The 16,982-nt window shown below is 65.5% G+C and carries 19 protein-coding genes; 9 read left to right on the plus strand and 10 right to left on the minus strand.

What is annotated here, in order from left to right:
- Positions 1 to 16 precede the first annotated feature (16 nt).
- A complete protein-coding gene (gene uvrC / locus J2Y55_RS04615) occupies positions 17 to 2,065 on the minus strand; it encodes an excinuclease ABC subunit UvrC (protein ID WP_404978810.1) in 2,049 nt (682 codons plus the stop codon).
- 228 nt (positions 2,066 to 2,293) lie between these two features.
- On the opposite strand from uvrC, the gene J2Y55_RS04620 reads away from it, so the two are divergent.
- Positions 2,294 to 2,623: a hypothetical protein gene (locus J2Y55_RS04620; RefSeq protein WP_310148181.1), complete on the plus strand. Its 330-nt coding sequence runs from the start codon at positions 2,294 to 2,296 to the stop codon at positions 2,621 to 2,623.
- Between the two features lie 104 nt (positions 2,624 to 2,727).
- Here the strand turns inward: J2Y55_RS04620 and J2Y55_RS04625 are convergent, their stop codons facing one another.
- The gene (locus tag J2Y55_RS04625) at positions 2,728 to 3,120 is read right to left on the minus strand and encodes a RidA family protein (RefSeq protein ID WP_310148186.1); all 393 of its coding nucleotides are present in this window, start codon (positions 3,118 to 3,120) and stop codon (positions 2,728 to 2,730) included.
- Positions 3,121 to 3,264: 144 nt separating this feature from the next.
- On the opposite strand from J2Y55_RS04625, the gene J2Y55_RS04630 reads away from it, so the two are divergent.
- From J2Y55_RS04630 to J2Y55_RS04655, 6 genes are all read left to right on the plus strand, one after another.
- On the plus strand, positions 3,265 to 4,281 hold the full coding sequence (locus J2Y55_RS04630; RefSeq protein WP_310148190.1) for an NADP-dependent oxidoreductase: 1,017 nt from the start codon (positions 3,265 to 3,267) through the stop codon (positions 4,279 to 4,281).
- 96 nt (positions 4,282 to 4,377) lie between these two features.
- Positions 4,378 to 5,238: a prolipoprotein diacylglyceryl transferase gene (gene lgt, locus J2Y55_RS04635; protein WP_404978811.1), complete on the plus strand. Its 861-nt coding sequence runs from the start codon at positions 4,378 to 4,380 to the stop codon at positions 5,236 to 5,238.
- Positions 5,235 to 6,326, plus strand: a complete 1,092-nt coding sequence (locus J2Y55_RS04640; protein ID WP_310148196.1) for a class I SAM-dependent methyltransferase — start codon at positions 5,235 to 5,237, stop codon at positions 6,324 to 6,326. The genes lgt and J2Y55_RS04640 overlap by 4 nt, the downstream gene beginning before the upstream one ends.
- Positions 6,327 to 6,356: 30 nt before the next feature.
- A complete protein-coding gene (gene pgeF, locus J2Y55_RS04645) occupies positions 6,357 to 7,121 on the plus strand; it encodes a peptidoglycan editing factor PgeF (protein ID WP_310148199.1) in 765 nt (254 codons plus the stop codon).
- Between the two features lie 117 nt (positions 7,122 to 7,238).
- A complete protein-coding gene (locus J2Y55_RS04650) occupies positions 7,239 to 7,508 on the plus strand; it encodes a hypothetical protein (RefSeq protein ID WP_310148202.1) in 270 nt (89 codons plus the stop codon).
- Between the two features lie 302 nt (positions 7,509 to 7,810).
- Entirely contained in the window at positions 7,811 to 8,440 is a 630-nt protein-coding gene (locus J2Y55_RS04655; protein ID WP_310148206.1) for a 2-hydroxychromene-2-carboxylate isomerase, read from the plus strand.
- A 31-nt stretch (positions 8,441 to 8,471) separates the two neighbouring features.
- On the opposite strand, the gene J2Y55_RS04660 is transcribed toward J2Y55_RS04655, so the two are convergent.
- Positions 8,472 to 9,218 (minus strand): SDR family oxidoreductase, encoded by a 747-nt coding sequence (locus J2Y55_RS04660; RefSeq protein ID WP_310148209.1) that lies wholly within the window; start codon positions 9,216 to 9,218, stop codon positions 8,472 to 8,474.
- On the minus strand, positions 9,211 to 10,008 hold the full coding sequence (locus tag J2Y55_RS04665) for a glycosyltransferase family 2 protein (RefSeq protein WP_310148212.1): 798 nt from the start codon (positions 10,006 to 10,008) through the stop codon (positions 9,211 to 9,213). The genes J2Y55_RS04660 and J2Y55_RS04665 overlap by 8 nt, the downstream gene beginning before the upstream one ends.
- 375 nt (positions 10,009 to 10,383) lie before the next feature.
- On the opposite strand from J2Y55_RS04665, the gene J2Y55_RS04670 reads away from it, so the two are divergent.
- Positions 10,384 to 11,058 (plus strand): outer membrane protein, encoded by a 675-nt coding sequence (locus tag J2Y55_RS04670; RefSeq protein WP_310148215.1) that lies wholly within the window; start codon positions 10,384 to 10,386, stop codon positions 11,056 to 11,058.
- A gap of 208 nt (positions 11,059 to 11,266) precedes the next feature.
- Here J2Y55_RS04670 and J2Y55_RS04675 read toward each other — a convergent pair whose 3' ends face one another.
- Genes J2Y55_RS04675 through J2Y55_RS04690 form a run of 4 tightly spaced genes read right to left on the minus strand, consistent with a single transcriptional unit; the run spans position 11,267 to position 13,950 of the window.
- Positions 11,267 to 11,872, minus strand: a complete 606-nt coding sequence (locus tag J2Y55_RS04675) for a glutathione S-transferase family protein (RefSeq protein ID WP_310148218.1) — start codon at positions 11,870 to 11,872, stop codon at positions 11,267 to 11,269.
- 44 nt (positions 11,873 to 11,916) lie between these two features.
- Complete coding sequence (locus tag J2Y55_RS04680) at positions 11,917 to 12,768, minus strand: 23S rRNA (adenine(2030)-N(6))-methyltransferase RlmJ (protein WP_310148221.1); 852 nt, start codon at positions 12,766 to 12,768, stop codon at positions 11,917 to 11,919.
- Between the two features lie 31 nt (positions 12,769 to 12,799).
- Positions 12,800 to 13,471 carry a ribonuclease T2 family protein gene (locus J2Y55_RS04685; RefSeq protein ID WP_310148224.1) on the minus strand — a complete coding sequence of 224 codons (672 nt, stop codon included), beginning with the start codon at positions 13,469 to 13,471 and terminating at the stop codon, positions 12,800 to 12,802.
- Positions 13,472 to 13,488: 17 nt separating this feature from the next.
- A complete protein-coding gene (locus tag J2Y55_RS04690; RefSeq protein WP_310148226.1) occupies positions 13,489 to 13,950 on the minus strand; it encodes a hypothetical protein in 462 nt (153 codons plus the stop codon).
- A gap of 178 nt (positions 13,951 to 14,128) precedes the next feature.
- Here J2Y55_RS04690 and J2Y55_RS04695 point away from each other — a divergent pair, with 178 nt between their 5' ends.
- Positions 14,129 to 14,764: a pyridoxamine 5'-phosphate oxidase family protein gene (locus tag J2Y55_RS04695; protein WP_310148229.1), complete on the plus strand. Its 636-nt coding sequence runs from the start codon at positions 14,129 to 14,131 to the stop codon at positions 14,762 to 14,764.
- A 14-nt stretch (positions 14,765 to 14,778) separates the two neighbouring features.
- On the opposite strand, the gene J2Y55_RS04700 is transcribed toward J2Y55_RS04695, so the two are convergent.
- Positions 14,779 to 15,909 (minus strand): iron-containing alcohol dehydrogenase, encoded by a 1,131-nt coding sequence (locus tag J2Y55_RS04700; protein WP_310148232.1) that lies wholly within the window; start codon positions 15,907 to 15,909, stop codon positions 14,779 to 14,781.
- A 40-nt stretch (positions 15,910 to 15,949) separates the two neighbouring features.
- A complete protein-coding gene (locus tag J2Y55_RS04705; protein WP_310148234.1) occupies positions 15,950 to 16,837 on the minus strand; it encodes a DMT family transporter in 888 nt (295 codons plus the stop codon).
- Positions 16,838 to 16,982 lie beyond the last annotated feature (145 nt).

Raw genomic sequence — 16,982 nt, forward strand, 5'->3', positions numbered from 1 at the left:
GAGGTCGCAAATACGTTCAAGCATCATGAAAGAATTCGTGCACGGCCTTGGCGGTGGCGGCGTTGACGCCGGGCGTGCGCATCAGGTCGTCGAGCTTGGCGCGCTGGATCGCCTTCACCGTGCCGAAATGCAGCAGAAGCGCGCGTTTGCGCGAGGGGCCGATGCCGGGGATTTCGTCGAGTGGGTTCTTCATCGTGTCGCGCTTGCGCTTGGCCCTGTGGGTGCCGATGGCGAAACGGTGCGCCTCGTCGCGCAGCCGCTGGATGAAATAGAGCGCCGGATCGCGCGGCGGCAATTTGAAAGGCTCGCGGCCGGCCATGAAGAAGGTCTCGCGCATGGCGTTGCGGTCGGCACCCTTGGCGATGGCGACGAGGGGAACATCGCTGCCGCCGAGCTCGGCCATGATTTTCCGCGCCGCCTCGAACTGCCCCTTGCCGCCGTCGACGATGACGAGGTCGGGCCGGGAGGGGAAGGCGGCGTCGTCTTCAGGCTTCGGGCTGGTCTCAGGGATGGTAGCGGGAGAGGGACTCGAACCCCCGACATCTCCCTCTTCGGGGACTGGGCTTGCTCCCCCGCTCTCCTTCGCCAACCGCGCGAAGCGTCGCTGCAGCACCTCCCGCATCATGCCGAAATCGTCGCCCGCGATGGTGTCCGTCGAGATGTTGAAGGTGCGGTAATGGCTCTTCATGAAGCCGTCCTTGCCGGCGACGATCATGCCGCCGACCGCATTGGTGCCCATGATGTGCGAGTTGTCGTAAACCTCGACGCGGCGCGGCGGCTTCTCCATGCCGAAGGCGGCGCCCAGCGCCGCCAGCAGCGATTGCTGGCCGGCATTGTCGGCCAGCTTGCGGGAGAGCGCCTCGCGAGCGTTCTTCTGGGCATGGGCGACGAGATCGTATTTCTCGCCGCGCTTGGGTGCCGCGACCTCGACCCTGCGGTTGGCGCGGGTCGAGAGCGCCTGGGCGATCAGCTCGATCTCCTCGACGGGATGGGAGAGCAGCACCAGGCGCGGTGGCGGCTTGTCGTCGTAGAACTGGCTGACCACCGAAGCCAGGACCTCCGCCGGGGTCAAGCTCTTGTCGGCGCGCGGGAACAGCGCCCGGTTGCCCCAGTTCTGGTGGTTGCGGAAGAAGAAGATCTCGACGCAGAACTGCCCGGCCTGCTCGTCGATGGCGAAGACATCCGCCTCCTCGACATCTTGCGTGTTGATGTCCTGCCCGGCCTGCACGGCCGAGAGCGCCGCGAGCCGGTCGCGATAGCGCGCCGCCTTCTCGAATTCGAGCTCCTCGGCCGCCTCCTGCATGCGGGCGGACAAGGTCTGCTTCACGGTCGATGAGCGCCCCGACAGGAAATCGCGGGCCTGGCTGGCGAGGCCTTGATAGTCGGGGATCGAGATCTCTCCGGTGCAGGGTCCGGAACAGCGCTTGATCTGGAACAGCAGGCAGGGCCGGGTGCGATTCTCGTAGAAGCTGTCAGTGCAGGAGCGCAGCAGGAAGGCCTTCTGTAGCGCGTCGATGGTGCGCGTCACCGCCCAGACCGAGGCGAAGGGGCCGAAATAATCGCCCTTGCGCTGGCGCGAGCCGCGATGCTTGGCGATCTGCGGCGCCTCATGGTCGCCACTGAGCAGGATATAGGGGAATGACTTGTCGTCGCGCAGCAACACATTGTAGCGCGGCCGCAGCTGCTTGATCAGGTTGGATTCGAGCAGCAGCGCCTCGGCTTCGGTGCCGGTGGTGACGAACTCCATATTCGCCGTCTCGGCGATCATGCGCGCGACGGCGTTGGTATGGGCCATGCCGCGGGCATAGGCCGTGACCCGGTTCTTCAGGTTCTTGGCCTTGCCGACATAGAGCACCTCGCCCGCACGATCGAACATGCGATAGACGCCGGGCTTGCCCGGCAGATGCCTGGCGAAGCCGGCGATCACCTCGATGCCGTGCTTCAGCGCGCCGGGAGTTGCCTCTGTGAGATCAGCCGCGGGCGTGGGAAGCGGGAGGCTTTCCTCCTCATCCTCCATCTCGGCATCCGGCAGGTCGTCTGGACGTTCGCGATTCATCGCCTGCATGTAGGACGTGATGCGGGTTTCGTCATGTCAGGAGCGTTGCGATCCTCGATTTCGGCGAGCAACCCTTCGAGAGATTGCATTGAGGCATCGGCTGTCCGAAAAGTCGATTCCGGACTGGTTCCCAGGCTGGGAGTGCCAAAGAGGCACGGGAGGACCCTTACCGCCGTCATTGGCCGATATAAGGCCGGCCGATTCGTCAGCTTCGAGAAAGAACGGAAAGCTCAATCCATGCGGCAGGATCTCAAGGCGCGGCTGGGTGGCCTGGTCCTCATCGCGCTCGGGCTCGGCCTGGGCTGGTACTTCGTGCTGGGGCCGCTTCAGGAAGCCCGGCAGGGCGCGCCGGAAGTGCGTTATTTCCTCAAGGTTTTTGCGATCGTACCGCTCTGCGTCATTTGCGGACTGGGTTTCGTCCTGTTCGGCGAGAGGCTCAGATATGCCGACGCCTCTCGTCAGAACCTGACCGCGACCGGCTGGCTCATGTTCGTGCTCGTCGCAGTGGCGACAGCCGCCGGCTTCTGGTGGTTCAAGGAGCAGTTCGCGGCGCTCGGCTATCGCTGAGCCCAGCCCGAGTGCAAGTCGCGAGTGCAAGTCCCGAGTGCAAGTGCCGCAACCCTATGCCGGGCCGGTCGGTCTCGAAGGTCGACGGTCCGGCGACGACGTGCTCAAACCGCGGCGACGCAGTCGATCTCGATGTCGAACGGCCCGAACCAGGCTGGCACGCAGAGAAAGATGCGGGCCGGCGGGTCCTTGGGGAAGTAGCGCGCATAGACCGCATTCACGGTCGCGAATTGTTCGACGGAGGTGCAATAGACATTGCATTTCAGGACATTTTCCAGCGACGAGCCGGCGGTTTCGAGACAGAGTTTCATCTGCTCCAGCACGATCTCGGTCTGGCGTTCGATCGAGGCCTGGACGATCTCGCCGGTTGCTGGATCGAAGGGCGGAATGCCGGAGAGGTAGAGCGTGTCGCCATGGCGGACCAGTGTCGAGACCGGCACCTTCAGGCGCTCGCCCCAGCTCGAGAACGGTTCGACGCGGATGACTTCTCGTTTCATGGGGCGGCTCCGAGCGTTGTGCTCCGGGGTGTCTTATCTTCCGGAGTGTCTTGCGTTCCGGCTGTGTTGTGCCGAGCTTAGTGGAAACCGGCGTCGCTGCGACGCCGAACGCTACGGCCCGCGCCGAAGGATGGGAGATCGATCATGACCGCTAGGGACAACCGGCGCATCGTTCTCGCCTCCCGCCCTACCGGCCGGCCGACGCTCGGAAATTTCAGGCTTGAGACCGTCGCTTGCCCGAGCCCGGCCGAGGGGCAGGTGCTGCTGAAGATCCTCTATCTCTCGCTCGACCCCTATATGCGCGGGCGGATGAGCGCCGCGAAATCCTATGCCGCGTCGGTCGAGATCGACCAGCTGATGGAAGGCGGCACGGTCGCAGAGGTGCTGGAGAGCCGCCATCCCGGCTTCAAGCCGGGCGACATCGTGCTCTCCCATTCCGGCTGGCAGTCCTATGCGGTGGCCAATGCAGGGCAGCTGCGCAAGCTCGATCCCACTGTGGCGCCTGTCACCACGGCGCTGGGCGTGCTCGGCATGCCCGGTTTCACCGCTTATGCCGGCCTGTTGACGATAGGCCAGCCCAAGCCGGGCGAGACCGTGGTCGTGGCGGTGGCGAGCGGACCGGTCGGCTCGGCCGTCGGCCAGATCGCCCGGATCAAGGGTGCGCGCGCCGTGGGCATCGCCGGCGGCGCGAGGAAATGCGCCTTCATCCGCGAGACCTTCGGCTTCGACGCCGTCATCGATCACAGCGCTCCCGATTTCGCGGCGCAACTGGCGGCGGCCTGTCCCGACGGCATCGACGTCTATTTCGAGAATGTCGGCGGGAAGGTTTGGGACGCCGTCTTCCCGCTTCTGAATACCTTTGCCCGAATCCCGGTCTGCGGCCTTGTCGCCCAATACAACAGCGAGGGCGATTTCGAGGGACCCGACCGGCTGCCTGTCGTCATGCGCCAGGTGCTGTCCAAGAGCCTGACGATCCGCGGCTTCATCCAACGTGAATTCGTGGCGCAGCGCCCAGCCTTCGAGCAGGAGATGTCGCGCTGGATTGCGGAAGGCGCATTGAAATACAAGGAGGACATCGTCGAGGGGCTGGCCAATGCGCCCGAGGCTTTCATCGGCCTGCTCGAGGGCAAGAATTTCGGCAAGCTCATCGTCAAGCTCTGAATAGGGCGGGCAGGGCGCCTCCCATGCGCCTTTTTGCTTGACCGCGCGGCGGGCGGGTGGCCATCACCTTGCGCCCGTCCACCGGACCCTTTGCCCATGCCCGTCTTCGCCATTCCCTTCCCGGTGATCGACCCGGTTGCGCTGTCGATCGGGCCGCTTTCGGTGAAATGGTACGGGCTTGCCTATGTCGCGGGCCTGCTCGGCGGCTGGTGGTATTCGCGCCGGCTGGTCTCGGCTGATCCGCTCTGGGCCGGGCGGTCGCGGCCGAAGGCGGAAGAGCTCGACGACATGATCTTGTTCGTGGCGCTGGGCGTCGTGCTCGGCGGGCGGCTCGGTTTCGTGCTGTTCTACGATCTGCAGCGCTACCTCGCTCGTCCGCAGGACATCATTGCGATCTGGCAGGGCGGCATGTCCTTCCATGGTGGGCTGCTTGGAGCGGCGGTTGGCCTGTGGCTGTTCGCGAAGCGCCGCGGCTATCCGGTGCTGGCGATGTTCGACCTCGCCTCTGCCGTCGTGCCGATCGGGTTGTTCCTCGGCCGCATCGCCAATTTCATCAATGCCGAGCTCTGGGGCCGGCCGGCGCCCGGGCTGCCCTGGGGCATGGTCTTCCCCAATGCCGGGCCTTTGCCGCGTCATCCGAGCCAGCTCTACGAGGCGCTTGGGGAGGGCTTGCTGCTGTTTGCCCTGCTCGCGCTCGTCGTGCGCCTCGGCGGCCTCAAGCGGCCGGGGCTGGTCGCGGGCATCTTCGGCATGGGATATGGGGTTGCGCGCATCGTCTGCGAGTTCTTCCGCGAGCCCGATCCGCAGCTCGGCTTCCTGTTCGGCGGCAATGTCGACGCGCTGAGCGGTGGCGTCACCATGGGCATGCTGCTCTCGTTGCCACTCTTCCTCGCCGGACTCGTGCTGGTGCTGCGGGCAAGGCGCGCCCATCCGATGCCATCCGGCTCCAGCGCGTGAGTGCGCTCAAGGCCGAGCTTGCCGGCCTGATCCGCGAGGAGGGGCCGATCAGCGTCTCGCGCTACATGGCGCTCTGCCTCGGTCACCCGCGCCATGGCTACTATATGAAGCGCGATCCCTTCGGTGCGCAGGGCGATTTCATCACCGCGCCCGAGATCAGCCAGATGTTCGGCGAATTGATCGGGCTCTGGGCCGCGCATGTCTGGCAGGCGATGGATGCGCCAGCCTCGCTGCGATTGATTGAGCTCGGGCCGGGGCGCGGCACGCTGATGGCCGATGTCCTGCGTGCGACGAAAATCGTTCCGGGCTTCCGCGACGCTGTCTCCGTCCATCTCGTCGAGACCAGCCCGGCGCTACGCGAGATGCAGGCGCGGACACTGGCAGGATTGGCCGCGCCGGTCTGGCATGATGGCATCGCGACTGCGCTGGACGGTCCGGTGCTCGTCCTCGCCAATGAATTCCTCGATGCGCTGCCGCTCGACCAATTCGTGATGACGCCGCAGGGCTGGCGCGAGCGCTTGGTCGGGCTCGATGCCGCGGGTGAGCTGAGCTTTGGCCTGTCCGCAGTCGATGCCGGGCTGTCGCTGGCCGCGCCGGAGGGGGCGCTTCTCGAGCAGCCGCTTGCGGCGCTCGATATCGTCGCAGTGCTCGCCCGTCACCTTGCCGAGGCAGGCGGGGTGGCGCTGCTGATCGATTATGGCTCGGCCCGGTCCGGCTTTGGCGACACGCTCCAGGCGATGAAGAGCCACGCCTTCACGTCGCCGCTCAGCGAGCCGGGCGAGGCCGATCTCACTGTTCATGTCGATTTCGCGCGTGTGGCGCAGGCCGGCCTGTCGTCCGGCGCGGCAGCGCATGGTCCTGCAACCCAGCGTGATTTCCTGCTGACGCTGGGCTTGGCGGGGCGCGCGCAAGCCTTGTCGCACAAGGCCAGTCGCGAACAGGCGATTACAATTGAGGCCGCTTTCGACCGTCTGACCGAACAGGGGGCGACCGGGATGGGCGAATTGTTCAAGGTTTTGGCGCTATCGCATCGGAACCTGCTGCCGCTGCCCGGATTTGACCTTCATCGGCTGCCAGAGCAGGTCTGAAGCCTGCTACCAGATGAAACCGGACAAGCGATGTTCATCACCTCCCCCGACCTCGCCAATGAAACCGGCATCCGCCACGCCTTCTTCACTCGCGAGGGCGGCGTTTCGACCGGGATCTTCGCGTCGCTCAATGGCGGCATGGGCTCGTCCGACGAACCCGCGGCGATCGCCGAGAATCGGGCGCGCATGGCGGCTCATCTCAAGGTCGCGCCCGATCATCTGATCAGCCTCTACCAGGTGCATTCGGCCGATGTGGAGGTGGTCACCGGCCCCTGGCCGGGCGAGAGGCCCAAGGCGGACGCGATGGTGAGCGCGGCCCATGGCGTTGCACTCGGGGTGTCGAGCGCCGATTGCGGGCCGATCCTCTTCGCCGACAGCGAGGCTGGTGTCATCGGCGCGGCGCATTCCGGCTGGAAGGGCGCCTTCACCGGCGTCGTCGCCGCGACGGTGACGGCAATGGAGAAGCTCGGAGCAAGGCGCGAGCGCATCCTGGCCGTGCTCGGCCCTACGATCAGTGCCCAGGCCTATGAGGTCGGTCCCGAATTCGTCGAGCGCTTCAAGGCCGCGAATCCGACCTATGCGCGCTTCTTCGCAGCCTCCGAGCGGCCGGCCCACGCCATGTTCGATCTGCCCGCCTTCATCGGGCTTCGGGCGCAGGAGGCCGGCATCGGCCGATTCGTCGATCTGGGTCTTTGCACCTATGGCGATGAGCAGCGCTTCTTCAGCTATCGCCGCACAACTCACCGCGCCGAGCAGGATTATGGCCGGTTGATCTCGGCGATCACGCTGGATTGAGCGGTAAAGGCGAGTTCCTCTACTTTATTCGATCTGGAGTTGCATCGATTCGCAGACGGAGTCATCGTTCCTGTGCCACATGGGGTGGCTCTTGGGGGGACTATGGAACAGATCTTGATGAACCTCGTCGCCGGCGCCATCGGCGGAAACGCGGCGGGCAAGGCCACTCCGACCTTCGATCTCGGCACATTGGGCAATACCATCTCCGGCCTTGTCGGCGGCGGCGTTCTCGGTCAGCTCATCCCGCTCGTCCTGCCGGCTCTCTCCACGGCGATGCAAGGCGGCAACTTCAGCGTAGGCAGCATCCTGACAAACCTGATCAGCGGCGGCGCCGGCGGCGCCATCCTGACCGCCATTATCGGTGCGGTGAAGAACAAGGCGGCCTGAGCCTGCGGCGGCTGGCTTGGCCGGTTGCCGCTGGAAAGATCCGAGGCTGATTTTATCCGACACGAGAGCAACTTCCGATCCGATTGGATCGGAAGTTGCTCTCGATCTTTATTTTAACGCGTTTTCTCCATGCAAACGCTTCGCGGTTGTCGCGGGGGACCGGTATCGACTTCGCTCGAAAACGCTCTGACGCAACAAGGGCACGCTCCCTGAGTCCATAACAGCCTCCAGACTAGGTGCGCCCTTGTTTCGTCGTGCCGAAGGGTCGTAGCTTCGTTTGCCTCCAACGAGTTGAAACAAGCATGGCCCGCTCCATCGACTATTATTTCACGCTGCTCTCGCCCTGGACCTATCTCGGTCATTCCGCTTTCGTCGCGATGGCGCGGCGGCATGGCTGCGAGATCGTGTACAGGCCGACACCGCTGCGCATGGTCTTCGACGAGACCGGCGGCCTGCCTTTGCCGAAGCGTCATCCGGTGCGCCAACGCTATCGCATCCTCGAACTCCAGCGCTGGCGCGAGAAGCGCGGCTTGCCGCTGGTGCTCTACCCGCAGCATTTTCCATTCGACGTCTCGCTGGCGGACCGGGTTGTGATCGCGATTCGGGAGGCGGGGGGCGATCCTTCCGTTTTCGTGGGAGAGGTGCTCGCCGGCGTCTGGGCGCGGGACGAGGATTTGTCGCGGCGGGATCTGATCGCCGGGATCGCCGATGCTGCGGGCTTCAACGGTGCCGCTCTGCTTGAAACCGCCGACAGCGAGGCCGTGCTTCAGCTCTACGCAGCGACGATCAACAGCGCCATCACGGCCGGCGTGTTCGGCGCGCCGAGCTATGTGCTGGATGGCGAGGTGTTCTGGGGGCAGGACCGGCTCGAATTGCTGGACGATGCCTTGAGCAGCCAGCGCGCGGCCTATCGCGACGACGTACAAGTCTGACGCCGGAGCGAGGCCCGGCCTCGATACCCGATCAGCCGACGATATCGGGCGTACGCCAGCCGAGATGCTGGCCGGCGTCGACCGCGATCATCTGTCCGGTCACCGAGCGCGCCCGGGCGAGGTAGAGCACGGCCTCGGCGATCTCTGCCGCGTCGACCTTGTGCCGGAGCAGGGTTCCGGCGATCTCCGCTTCCATCAGCGCGGCGCCATCATGCGAATTGGGCAGGGTCGGGCCGGGGCCTACGGCGTTGACGCGGATATGCGGCGCCAATGCCTGCGCCATGGTCTGCGTCGCCGTCAGCAGGGCGGCCTTGCTCAGGGTGTAGGAGTAATATTGCGGCGTCAGTTTCCAGACACGCTGGTCGATGATGTTGATGATCGCGCCATCGGTTCCGGGGGGCAGGCGGTTGGCCATTGCGCCGGCGAGCACCGAAGGCGCGCGCAGATTGATCGAGAACTGCCGGTTCCAGGTCGGCACGTCGATCGTGCGGACATCGTCGAGCAGGAAGCTCGATGCGTTGTTGACGAGCAGGGTGACCGGGCCGAGCACCGCCTCTACCGCCGGCAGGATCGCTTCGACGGCTACGGGATCGGCGAGATCGGCGGGAATCACACAGGCCTGGACACCTTGCGCCACCAGGTTGGCGGCAAGCGCGTCAGCCTCCTCGCGCGCGCTGCTGCAATGGATCGCGACGACATAGCCAGCCTCCGCCAAGCGCTCGACGATGGCGCGGCCGATCCGCTTTGCGCCCCCGGTGACCAGTGCGACCTCAGCCATCGCGGCCATCCGCAGGTTTGGCTGAGGCGCGACGCTGCAGCCGCCGCTCCCAATGCTTGGCGACGCGGAGATAGCGATAGAAGGCGTAGTTCATCGCCGTCATGAAGCCGTAGACGCCGCGCAGCGCATGGCGACGGCCGATATAGGCCTTGATGAAGTTGGCGGGGAATTCGGCGACGAGCCGGAACACGGACAAGGTCGCGTTGCGCCGGTCGAGATCGTCGGCCTGCGCGTCGCTATAGCCGTTGAGCTTGTCCATCTGCTCGCCGAGCGAGCGGACGGAATAGTGATGCACCGTGCCCTTCAGCCGCGCGACGCGGGCATCGGGCTCAAGATCGACGCGGTCATGGACCGGGGAGGGCGAATAGCGGCCCTTCGCCTTGCGATAGAGCCGCACCGGCGAGAGAGCGTAAGCGAAGCGATGTGGCGCCGGCTCGCCGGGGAAGATCTCCGCGATGCGCAGCTTATAGGCGTCGGCGGCCGGCTGGCCCCGGCCGAAGAGCGCTGCGATCTCGGTCGCGAGATCGACTGGGACGACTTCGTCGGCATCGAGATTGAGCAGCCAATCATGGCGGCAGAGATCCTCGGCGAAGCGCTTCTGCGGGCCGTAACCCGGCCAGGGATTGAAAACGACCCGCGCGCCAAGGCTCTCGGCAATGGCCTGGGTGCCGTCCGTCGAGCCGGAATCGACCACGAGGATGTCATCGCTCAGCGCGCGGACCGCCTCAATTGTCCGGGCGATGCGATCGGCCTCGTCGCGCGTGATGATGAAAATCGAAAGAGGCGGCACCCGCGGTATCTCATTCTGTGATTGGTCGTTTCCGGCTTAAGCACGCGTCGCCGATACCGGCAAGCGGGTCGATGAGAGCCCCGCGCCAGGAGCAGTGGAACCTTACGACAAGGCCGGCGTTATGCGTTCGGGAGGGTGGGGCGTTTCAAAAGTGTATTAGTATTCAATTTACTATTCAGCATGCTTTAACAGTGATTAATCTGGGTTAATGCTTTTGCCGTAGTCATCCCCATTCGTGCCGCATTTCTGCCGCGGTCTGCAAGCCTGATGTGCTTATAACGCAACAGACAAAGGCGCGGCATCGTCTTATATACGGTTCATCGAATTCACCCGCCGCGCCTCAAGCCGGCACTAGCGACGACTAAGGAGTATACCATGAAGAAATATCTGCTTTCGAGCGTCGCGGCTCTGGGCCTCGTTGCCGCCGGCGCCGCCTCCGCCGCTGACCTGCCGTCCCGCAAGGGCCCGGTCGTCGCCCCGATCTATGCCCCGATCTTCACCTGGACCGGCTTCTACGTCGGTGTGAACGCCGGCTACGGCTTCGGCAACTATGACGTCAAGGGCGCCGCCACCAACACGCTGGGCGATCCCGATGGCTTCGTCGGCGGTGGTCAGATCGGCTACAACTACCAGATCGGCCAGATCGTTCTCGGCCTCGAGACCGACCTGCAGTACTCGGACATGAAGTCCAGCCGCGTGAACGTGATCGGCGGCACCAACAAGGGTGAGCTCGAGTACTTCGGCACCGTCCGCGGCCGCGTCGGCTATGCCATGGACCGGTTCCTGCCCTACGTCACCGGCGGTTTCGCCTATGGCCAGAACAAGGTCACGATCAGCGGCCTCGGCATCTCGGCTTCCGACGACAACACGCACTACGGCTACACCGTCGGCGCTGGTCTGGAATACGCCTTCACCAACAACCTGACCGCCAAGATCGAGTATCTCTACACGGACCTCGGCGAGAAGCGCTACTTCACCAACCTCGGCGTCAACCAGAAGATCGGCAACGATTTCTCGGTCGTCCGCGCCGGCCTGAACTACAAGTTCTAGTCTCAATCCCCTCACGGGGCTTGATGAACCCGGTGGCTTCGGCCACCGGGTTTTTTGTTGTCTGGAGCGCTGTCGTGTTCGGGCTTGCGTGATTCCGAGACGCCGCATCGGAATGCGAGAGCTCAAGACGGAAACGCGCCGTCATCCGGGATGACAGCGCGTTTCCAGCAGAAGACAGGCCGCGTTCGCGGCACTGAGTTGTGGTCGGTCAACCCTTGAAGCGGGTCTCTTCGAAGGCCGGTACTTTTGCCGCGAAGGCATCGAGCCAGGCGACAAGCGCCGGATACTCGGCGCGCCATGTCCCGGCGAAGCGCAGATCGAGATAGCCGAGCGCGCTGGCGAGCGCGATCTCGCCGATGCGCGGCCGGTCGGGATAGGCGGGAGGCGCGACTTCCAAGGCGATGAGCGCCCGCGAGACCTTGCCCGCCTGATTGGAGACCCAGGCCGCGTTGCGGCCTTCCTCGGGACGGAAGCGGGTCTCATAGACCTGCAGCAGCGCAGCGTCACAGATGCCGTCGGCCAGCGCCTGCAGGCGCAGTTGCGGGAATCGCGCCTCGCCGGCCGGGATGATTTTGCCGCCGCCGGCGAGGTGGTCGAGATAGTCAACGATGACGCGCGAATCGAACAGCGTGGTGCCGTCCTCCAGCACCAGCGTCGGGATCTTGCCGAGCGGGTTCTGCTGGCGCAGCGGGTCGGCCGGGTCGTTGGTGTCGGCGGCGACGATCTCGATCGTGTCCATCAGGCCGAGTTCGAGCGCTGCGATCTTGACCTTGCGGCCGAAGGGAGAGGCGGGCGAAGAGCGCAAGGTCAGCATCGATCGTATCCTGGTCGTGGGAGAAAGGCAGGCGAAGAGAATGGTCAGCCATCCGGGCGGATCGGCTCGCAAAGGTAGCGCGGGCTCGGCCCCTGCGCGAGGCGTTCGGTCAAGGCAGGCAACAGAATCGCAGCCTCCTCCGCCAGCTTCCAGGGCGGATTGACGACAAGCAGGCCCGTCGCGCTCAGGCCACCGGCGGCTTCTGGGCGATCGACATCGATCTCGAGGCGCAGCAGCCGCCCGATCCCCGCCGCCAGGATGGCGCTGGTGAGATTGGCGACGGCGACGCGGTCCTTGACCGGATACCAGAGCGCATAGATTCCATTTGGCCATTTGCGGTGAGCGGCGATGAACTCGGCCTCCAGCGTCGCGAATTCGTCCTTCTCCTCGAAGGGCGGGTCGATTAGCACGAGGCCGCGCCGTTCCTTCGGCGGCACATTGGCGCGCAGGACGTTCCAGCCGTCGATCGCGAGCGCCTTGCAGCGCGAATCGCGCCCAAGCACGGCGGCGAGCTTCTTATGCGTGTGCTCGTGCAGTTCGGCTGCGATCAATCTGTCGTCGGCGCGCATGGCGTGGCGGCAAAGCCAGGGCGAACCGGGATAGGCGTCCGCGCCATAAAGCGCGCGCGCGCCGGCAAGCGCATCGCGCCAGGGCTTCAGCAGCTCTTCGACGGCGGGCGACAGCGGCGAACGGTCGATCCGGGCGACGCCGTCCTTCCATTCATGGGTGCGCAATGCCTCGTCCGAGCCGAGATCGTAGCGGCCGGCTCCGGCATGGGTGTCGACGACGCGATAGGGCGTGTCCTTGGCGTTCAGATGCGCCAGGATGCGCGTCAGCATGACGTGCTTGAGGACGTCGGCGAAATTTCCGGCGTGGAAGCCGTGACGATAGTTCATCGCGCGCTCTTACGCGGCTTTTACGCGCGTGTCAGCGTGGCGCGACGACAGTGATGTCGCGGGTGCGGCAGCCGGAGCGGTCGACCTCCTGGCAGGTCTGGAAATTGCGCAAATCCTTGCTGAAGCAGATGCGCACTTCCTGCAGCACGCCCCGCTTGCAGCCGACCGACATCATATCGGTGCGCAAGCCGGGATTGGCGGCCACAAAGGCGCGCTCGATGTCGAGCGCTGTCCAGCTTTGGTCGCTGTCGGCTTTCGCCAGGGAGGGCGGGATCGCGACCTTGTCGCGGGCGCGGCGGATATCGGCGAAATAGTCGCTCGGGCTCGATCCCGAGCAGGTGCCGTGTTTGCGCCATTCATAGCGGGCGAGGCTTTCGCTCGGGAACAGGCCTTGCGCCTGGTCGAGCGCGATTCGCGACGGCGTGCGGCCGGATGGGCCACAATCGCTGGGATAACCGCGCTCATATTGCGGCCACAGGCCATGCACGACGAAGCGCAGATTGGCGCCGCTGGCACATTGCTCGCGATTGCGGTCGCTGCCGCCGTCGAGTTCGCAGAAGCCCGGCGACCAGGACAGCGCCAGCACATAGAAATCGAAATCGCCAGGCTCGGCGCCGCGGTTATTGCGGCCCTGCGCCAGCGCCGGCAGGCCTGAGAGAATCAGGCCAGCGAGAAGCATGGCGATGAGGCGCAGCATGGTCATGGCGCGCGGTCGGCCGTTCAGGGCCGCGCCATCTTGCAGTCCGGCGCATAGGAACGGTGCCGGTCGAGCCCGCTGACGCACCAGTTGACGTTCCAGGTGTAGCCGAACAGGCCGAGGCTCTCGCGCACGGAATAATCGACGCGGTGCAGGCTGCCATCGTTCAGCGCGACGCGGCCGGTGCAGAAGCGGCGCGGAATGAAATCGTCGCCCCAGGGCCTGAAGGCGATGGGTTTGATGCGGTCATAGGTCACGACCTGGAGCGGCCCCCAGAATTTGGCTTCGCGCGAATTGAACCAGCTGCTGAGCTCGCCCAGCACAGCAGGATCCTCGCAAGCCGGCAGGTTGCCGTACATCGGGATGACTCGGTTCTCGGCGATGTCGGGCGGCGCGACATGGCGGCGGCTCGATGCCTCGGCAGGCAGTACAGCCGTCAGGCAAGCGAGAGAGAGCAGGGCGGTTCGCAGCAAAGCGCGGCGCATGGGAGCAAAGCCTCGTGCAGGTGGGCGAGATTATGGCGCACGATGGCTGGCGGCGGAGTCGGGGTCAAGGCGCTCGCATGCGCGCGAGTGCTGCTGGGCATGCGCTGTTGTATTTCGATCCGGTCTGGTGCCGCTGGCCGGATCGTGGAAACGTCCATAAATGCAGCTGGAGGGCAGAATGACCGCGACCTTCGATGATCCCGCAAGCCGGATCGAGGATCCGGCTGAATTGCGCAGCCATGTGGGCGCGGTCGCTCCGCTCGCCGAACGCAAGGTCTTGAATCATCTCGACCAGTTCTGCCGCGACTTCATCGCGCTCTCGCCCTTTCTCGTGCTGGCGAGCGCGGATGAGGCCGGGCGCGCCGATGCCAGCCCGCGCGGCGATGCGCCTGGTTTCGTCCGCGTGCTGGACGACAAGACCCTGCTGATCCCGGACCGGCGCGGCAACAACCGGGTCGACAGTCTCGCAAACATTCTCTCCGCGGCCGGTGTCGGCCTGATCTTCATGGTTCCAGGCATCAGCGAGACCCTGCGCGTGAATGGACCGGCGCGGGTGACGCGCGACCCGGCGCTGCTGGAGCCTTCGACGGTTCAGGAACGGACGCCGACCATCGGCCTCCTGGTCGCGGTCGAGGAGGCGTTCTTCCATTGCGGGAAGGCGCTGATCCGTTCGAAGCTCTGGGATCCAGCCTCGCAGGTCGAGCGCGGCAGCTTCCCGACGCTTGGCCGCATCGTCGCGGAGCAGACGAAAGTGATCGGAGTCGCGGAGTTGGAGGCGACCCTGGAAGAGGGCTACCGCACCCGGTTGTACTGACCGGGCGAGGATTATCAGAACGACGCCTCCAGCATCGCCGCGTAGTCGGCGGCGCTTGCCGCGCGCGGATTGGTGGCGCTGGAATGATCCTTCACCGCGGCCTCGGCGATGGCGGGAATCACCGCATGCGGCAGGCCCATCTGCGACAGGCTGGCGGGCATGCCGAGCCGGTTGACCAGGCCCGCGATCCAGGCGGCGAGGTCGCTCTCGGGGGCAAGGCCGAGCGTGCGGCGGATCTGGGCGTATTTCGTCTTGGCCTCGGGCTCGTTGAAGCGCAGCACCGCCGGCAGCAGCACGGCGTTCAGCGTGCCGTGATGCAGCGAGACCTCCTTCAGCCCGCCGAGCGGGTGGGAGAGCGCATGCACGGCCCCCAACCCCTTCTGGAAGGTCATGCCGCCCTGCAGGGCCGCCATCATCATCTCCTTGCGGGCCTCGCGATCGGAGCCGTCCTTCACGGCGGGCTCGATGAAGGCGATCGCGCGCTTCAGCCCATCGAGCGCGATTGCCTCGGCGGGCGGATTCTCGCGCGGGCTGAGATAGGTCTCGATGCAATGCGTCACCGCGTCCATGCCGGTCGCGGCAGTGAGCCAGGCCGGCAGGCCCAGCGTCAATTCGGGATCGCAGATCGCAAGCTTGGGGATGAGATGCGGCGAGATGAAGCCGAGTTTGCGGCCGTCGCGCAAGGTGATCAGCGCGGCGCGGCCGACCTCGCTGCCAGTGCCCGAGGTCGTCGGCACGGCGATGACAGGCGCCACGCTTGCCGTGATCTTCGGGATGCCGCCGAGGATCGCGGCATAGTTCTCGAGCGGCCCGTCATGGCTCGCGAGCAGGGCGACACCCTTGGCGAGGTCGATCGGCGAGCCGCCGCCGATGGCGACGAGCCCGTCGCAACCATGCTGGCGGTAGAGTGCGAGCGCGGCCTCGACCGCCTCCTCGGTCGGGTTGGTCGGCGTCGCATCGAAAACCGGGGCGGCCTGCAAGGTCGCCGACTGCCCCTGCACGCCGGCGATCAGGCCGGCGGCGACGACGCCCTTATCGGCGATGATCAGCGGCTTTCTGACCCCGAGCCCGGCGAGATCGGCCTCGATGCCGGCGATTTCGCCGAAACCGAACTTGATCGTGGTGAGATAGGTGATCAGGGCCATGTCGTGTCCTCCTCGGGCGGCGGAAGCTTCGCGCGGGGTGTCAGGGAAGATCAACTGCCGCTGCTGCCGGGGCAGCGCGGCGTTCGAGCAGGAGCAGGGCAAGCCCCGCCGCGACGATCAGGGCCGAGCCGAACAGCATTGCCGGCGTCGGCCAGTCGCCGAAGACGAGCCAGCCGAAGAGCAGAGCCCAGACGATCAGCGTGTACTGATAGGGCACGACGACCGAGGCTTCGGCGAGCTTGAGCGAGCGCGTGACGCAAAGATGCGCCACCATTGCGACGATGCCGAGCAGGCCGAGAAGCGCGGCATCGGTCAGCGTCGGCGTGACCCAGCCAAAGGGCAGCAGGACAAGCCCCATGATCAGCGCGCCCAGCGTCTGCCAGGCGACGAGGGTGACGTCGGGTGTGCCGCGCAATTGCCGCCCGGCGATCATCATCGCCGCGAACAGGACGCTGCCGAGTAGCGCGATCAGCGCCGGCATCGAGAGGCTCGCGCTGGTCGGATTGAGTGTGATCACGACGCCGATGAAGCCGGCCGTGACGGCAAGCCAGCGGGCGGCGTCGACGCGCTCGCCGAGCAGGACCGCCGCCAGCACGACGACCCAGACCGGGGCCGCGAGCCAGATCGTCATCGTGTCCGCCAGCGGCAGATAGGAAACGGCAAGATAAAACAGCGCGACCTCGCCGGAGCCGAAGGCCACGCGCAGGACCTGAAGGCCCGGCCGTTCGGGCCTGAGCGTGCGCATCACGCCCTGCTTGAAGACGAAAGGCAGCAACAATGCGAGGCCCGCAGCGCTGCGCAGCAGCAGCACCTGGCCGACCGAATAGGTGGCGACCAGCCATTTCCCCATCACGTCGTTGAGCGAGAACATCAGGATGCCGATGAGCATCATGACGATGCCGTTCAGGGTCGCGTTTCGTGAAGGCATGGCGGGCGACAGGCGGCTCCGGAGCGGGCCGCTGCTTTGGCGCAGAGACGAGCCGAGCGCAATCCTGCGGTGCAGCATGGCGCACGCGCATTCGATGACGATATTTTGTTATTGACTTAATTAAGTGAATGACGAATTATCGAGG

The sequence above is a fragment of the Allobosea sp. BE125 genome (assembly GCF_031456075.1).
GTDB lineage: Bacteria > Pseudomonadota > Alphaproteobacteria > Rhizobiales > Beijerinckiaceae > Allobosea.

Coding starts and splice junctions, on each gene's coding strand:
- J2Y55_RS04660 (WP_310148209.1), bottom strand. CDS start 9,218: ATGGCTGAGGTCGCACTGGTCACCGGGGGCGCAAAGCGGATCGGCCGC.
- J2Y55_RS04620 (WP_310148181.1), top strand. CDS start 2,294: ATGCGGCAGGATCTCAAGGCGCGGCTGGGTGGCCTGGTCCTCATCGCG.
- J2Y55_RS04630 (WP_310148190.1), top strand. CDS start 3,265: ATGACCGCTAGGGACAACCGGCGCATCGTTCTCGCCTCCCGCCCTACC.
- J2Y55_RS04670 (WP_310148215.1), top strand. CDS start 10,384: ATGAAGAAATATCTGCTTTCGAGCGTCGCGGCTCTGGGCCTCGTTGCC.
- J2Y55_RS04700 (WP_310148232.1), bottom strand. CDS start 15,909: ATGGCCCTGATCACCTATCTCACCACGATCAAGTTCGGTTTCGGCGAA.
- uvrC (WP_404978810.1), bottom strand. CDS start 2,065: ATGCAGGCGATGAATCGCGAACGTCCAGACGACCTGCCGGATGCCGAG.
- pgeF (WP_310148199.1), top strand. CDS start 6,357: ATGTTCATCACCTCCCCCGACCTCGCCAATGAAACCGGCATCCGCCAC.
- J2Y55_RS04685 (WP_310148224.1), bottom strand. CDS start 13,471: ATGACCATGCTGCGCCTCATCGCCATGCTTCTCGCTGGCCTGATTCTC.
- lgt (WP_404978811.1), top strand. CDS start 4,378: ATGCCCGTCTTCGCCATTCCCTTCCCGGTGATCGACCCGGTTGCGCTG.
- J2Y55_RS04625 (WP_310148186.1), bottom strand. CDS start 3,120: ATGAAACGAGAAGTCATCCGCGTCGAACCGTTCTCGAGCTGGGGCGAG.
- J2Y55_RS04680 (WP_310148221.1), bottom strand. CDS start 12,768: ATGAACTATCGTCACGGCTTCCACGCCGGAAATTTCGCCGACGTCCTC.
- J2Y55_RS04650 (WP_310148202.1), top strand. CDS start 7,239: ATGAACCTCGTCGCCGGCGCCATCGGCGGAAACGCGGCGGGCAAGGCC.
- J2Y55_RS04690 (WP_310148226.1), bottom strand. CDS start 13,950: ATGCGCCGCGCTTTGCTGCGAACCGCCCTGCTCTCTCTCGCTTGCCTG.
- J2Y55_RS04695 (WP_310148229.1), top strand. CDS start 14,129: ATGACCGCGACCTTCGATGATCCCGCAAGCCGGATCGAGGATCCGGCT.
- J2Y55_RS04705 (WP_310148234.1), bottom strand. CDS start 16,837: ATGCCTTCACGAAACGCGACCCTGAACGGCATCGTCATGATGCTCATC.
- J2Y55_RS04655 (WP_310148206.1), top strand. CDS start 7,811: ATGGCCCGCTCCATCGACTATTATTTCACGCTGCTCTCGCCCTGGACC.
- J2Y55_RS04675 (WP_310148218.1), bottom strand. CDS start 11,872: ATGCTGACCTTGCGCTCTTCGCCCGCCTCTCCCTTCGGCCGCAAGGTC.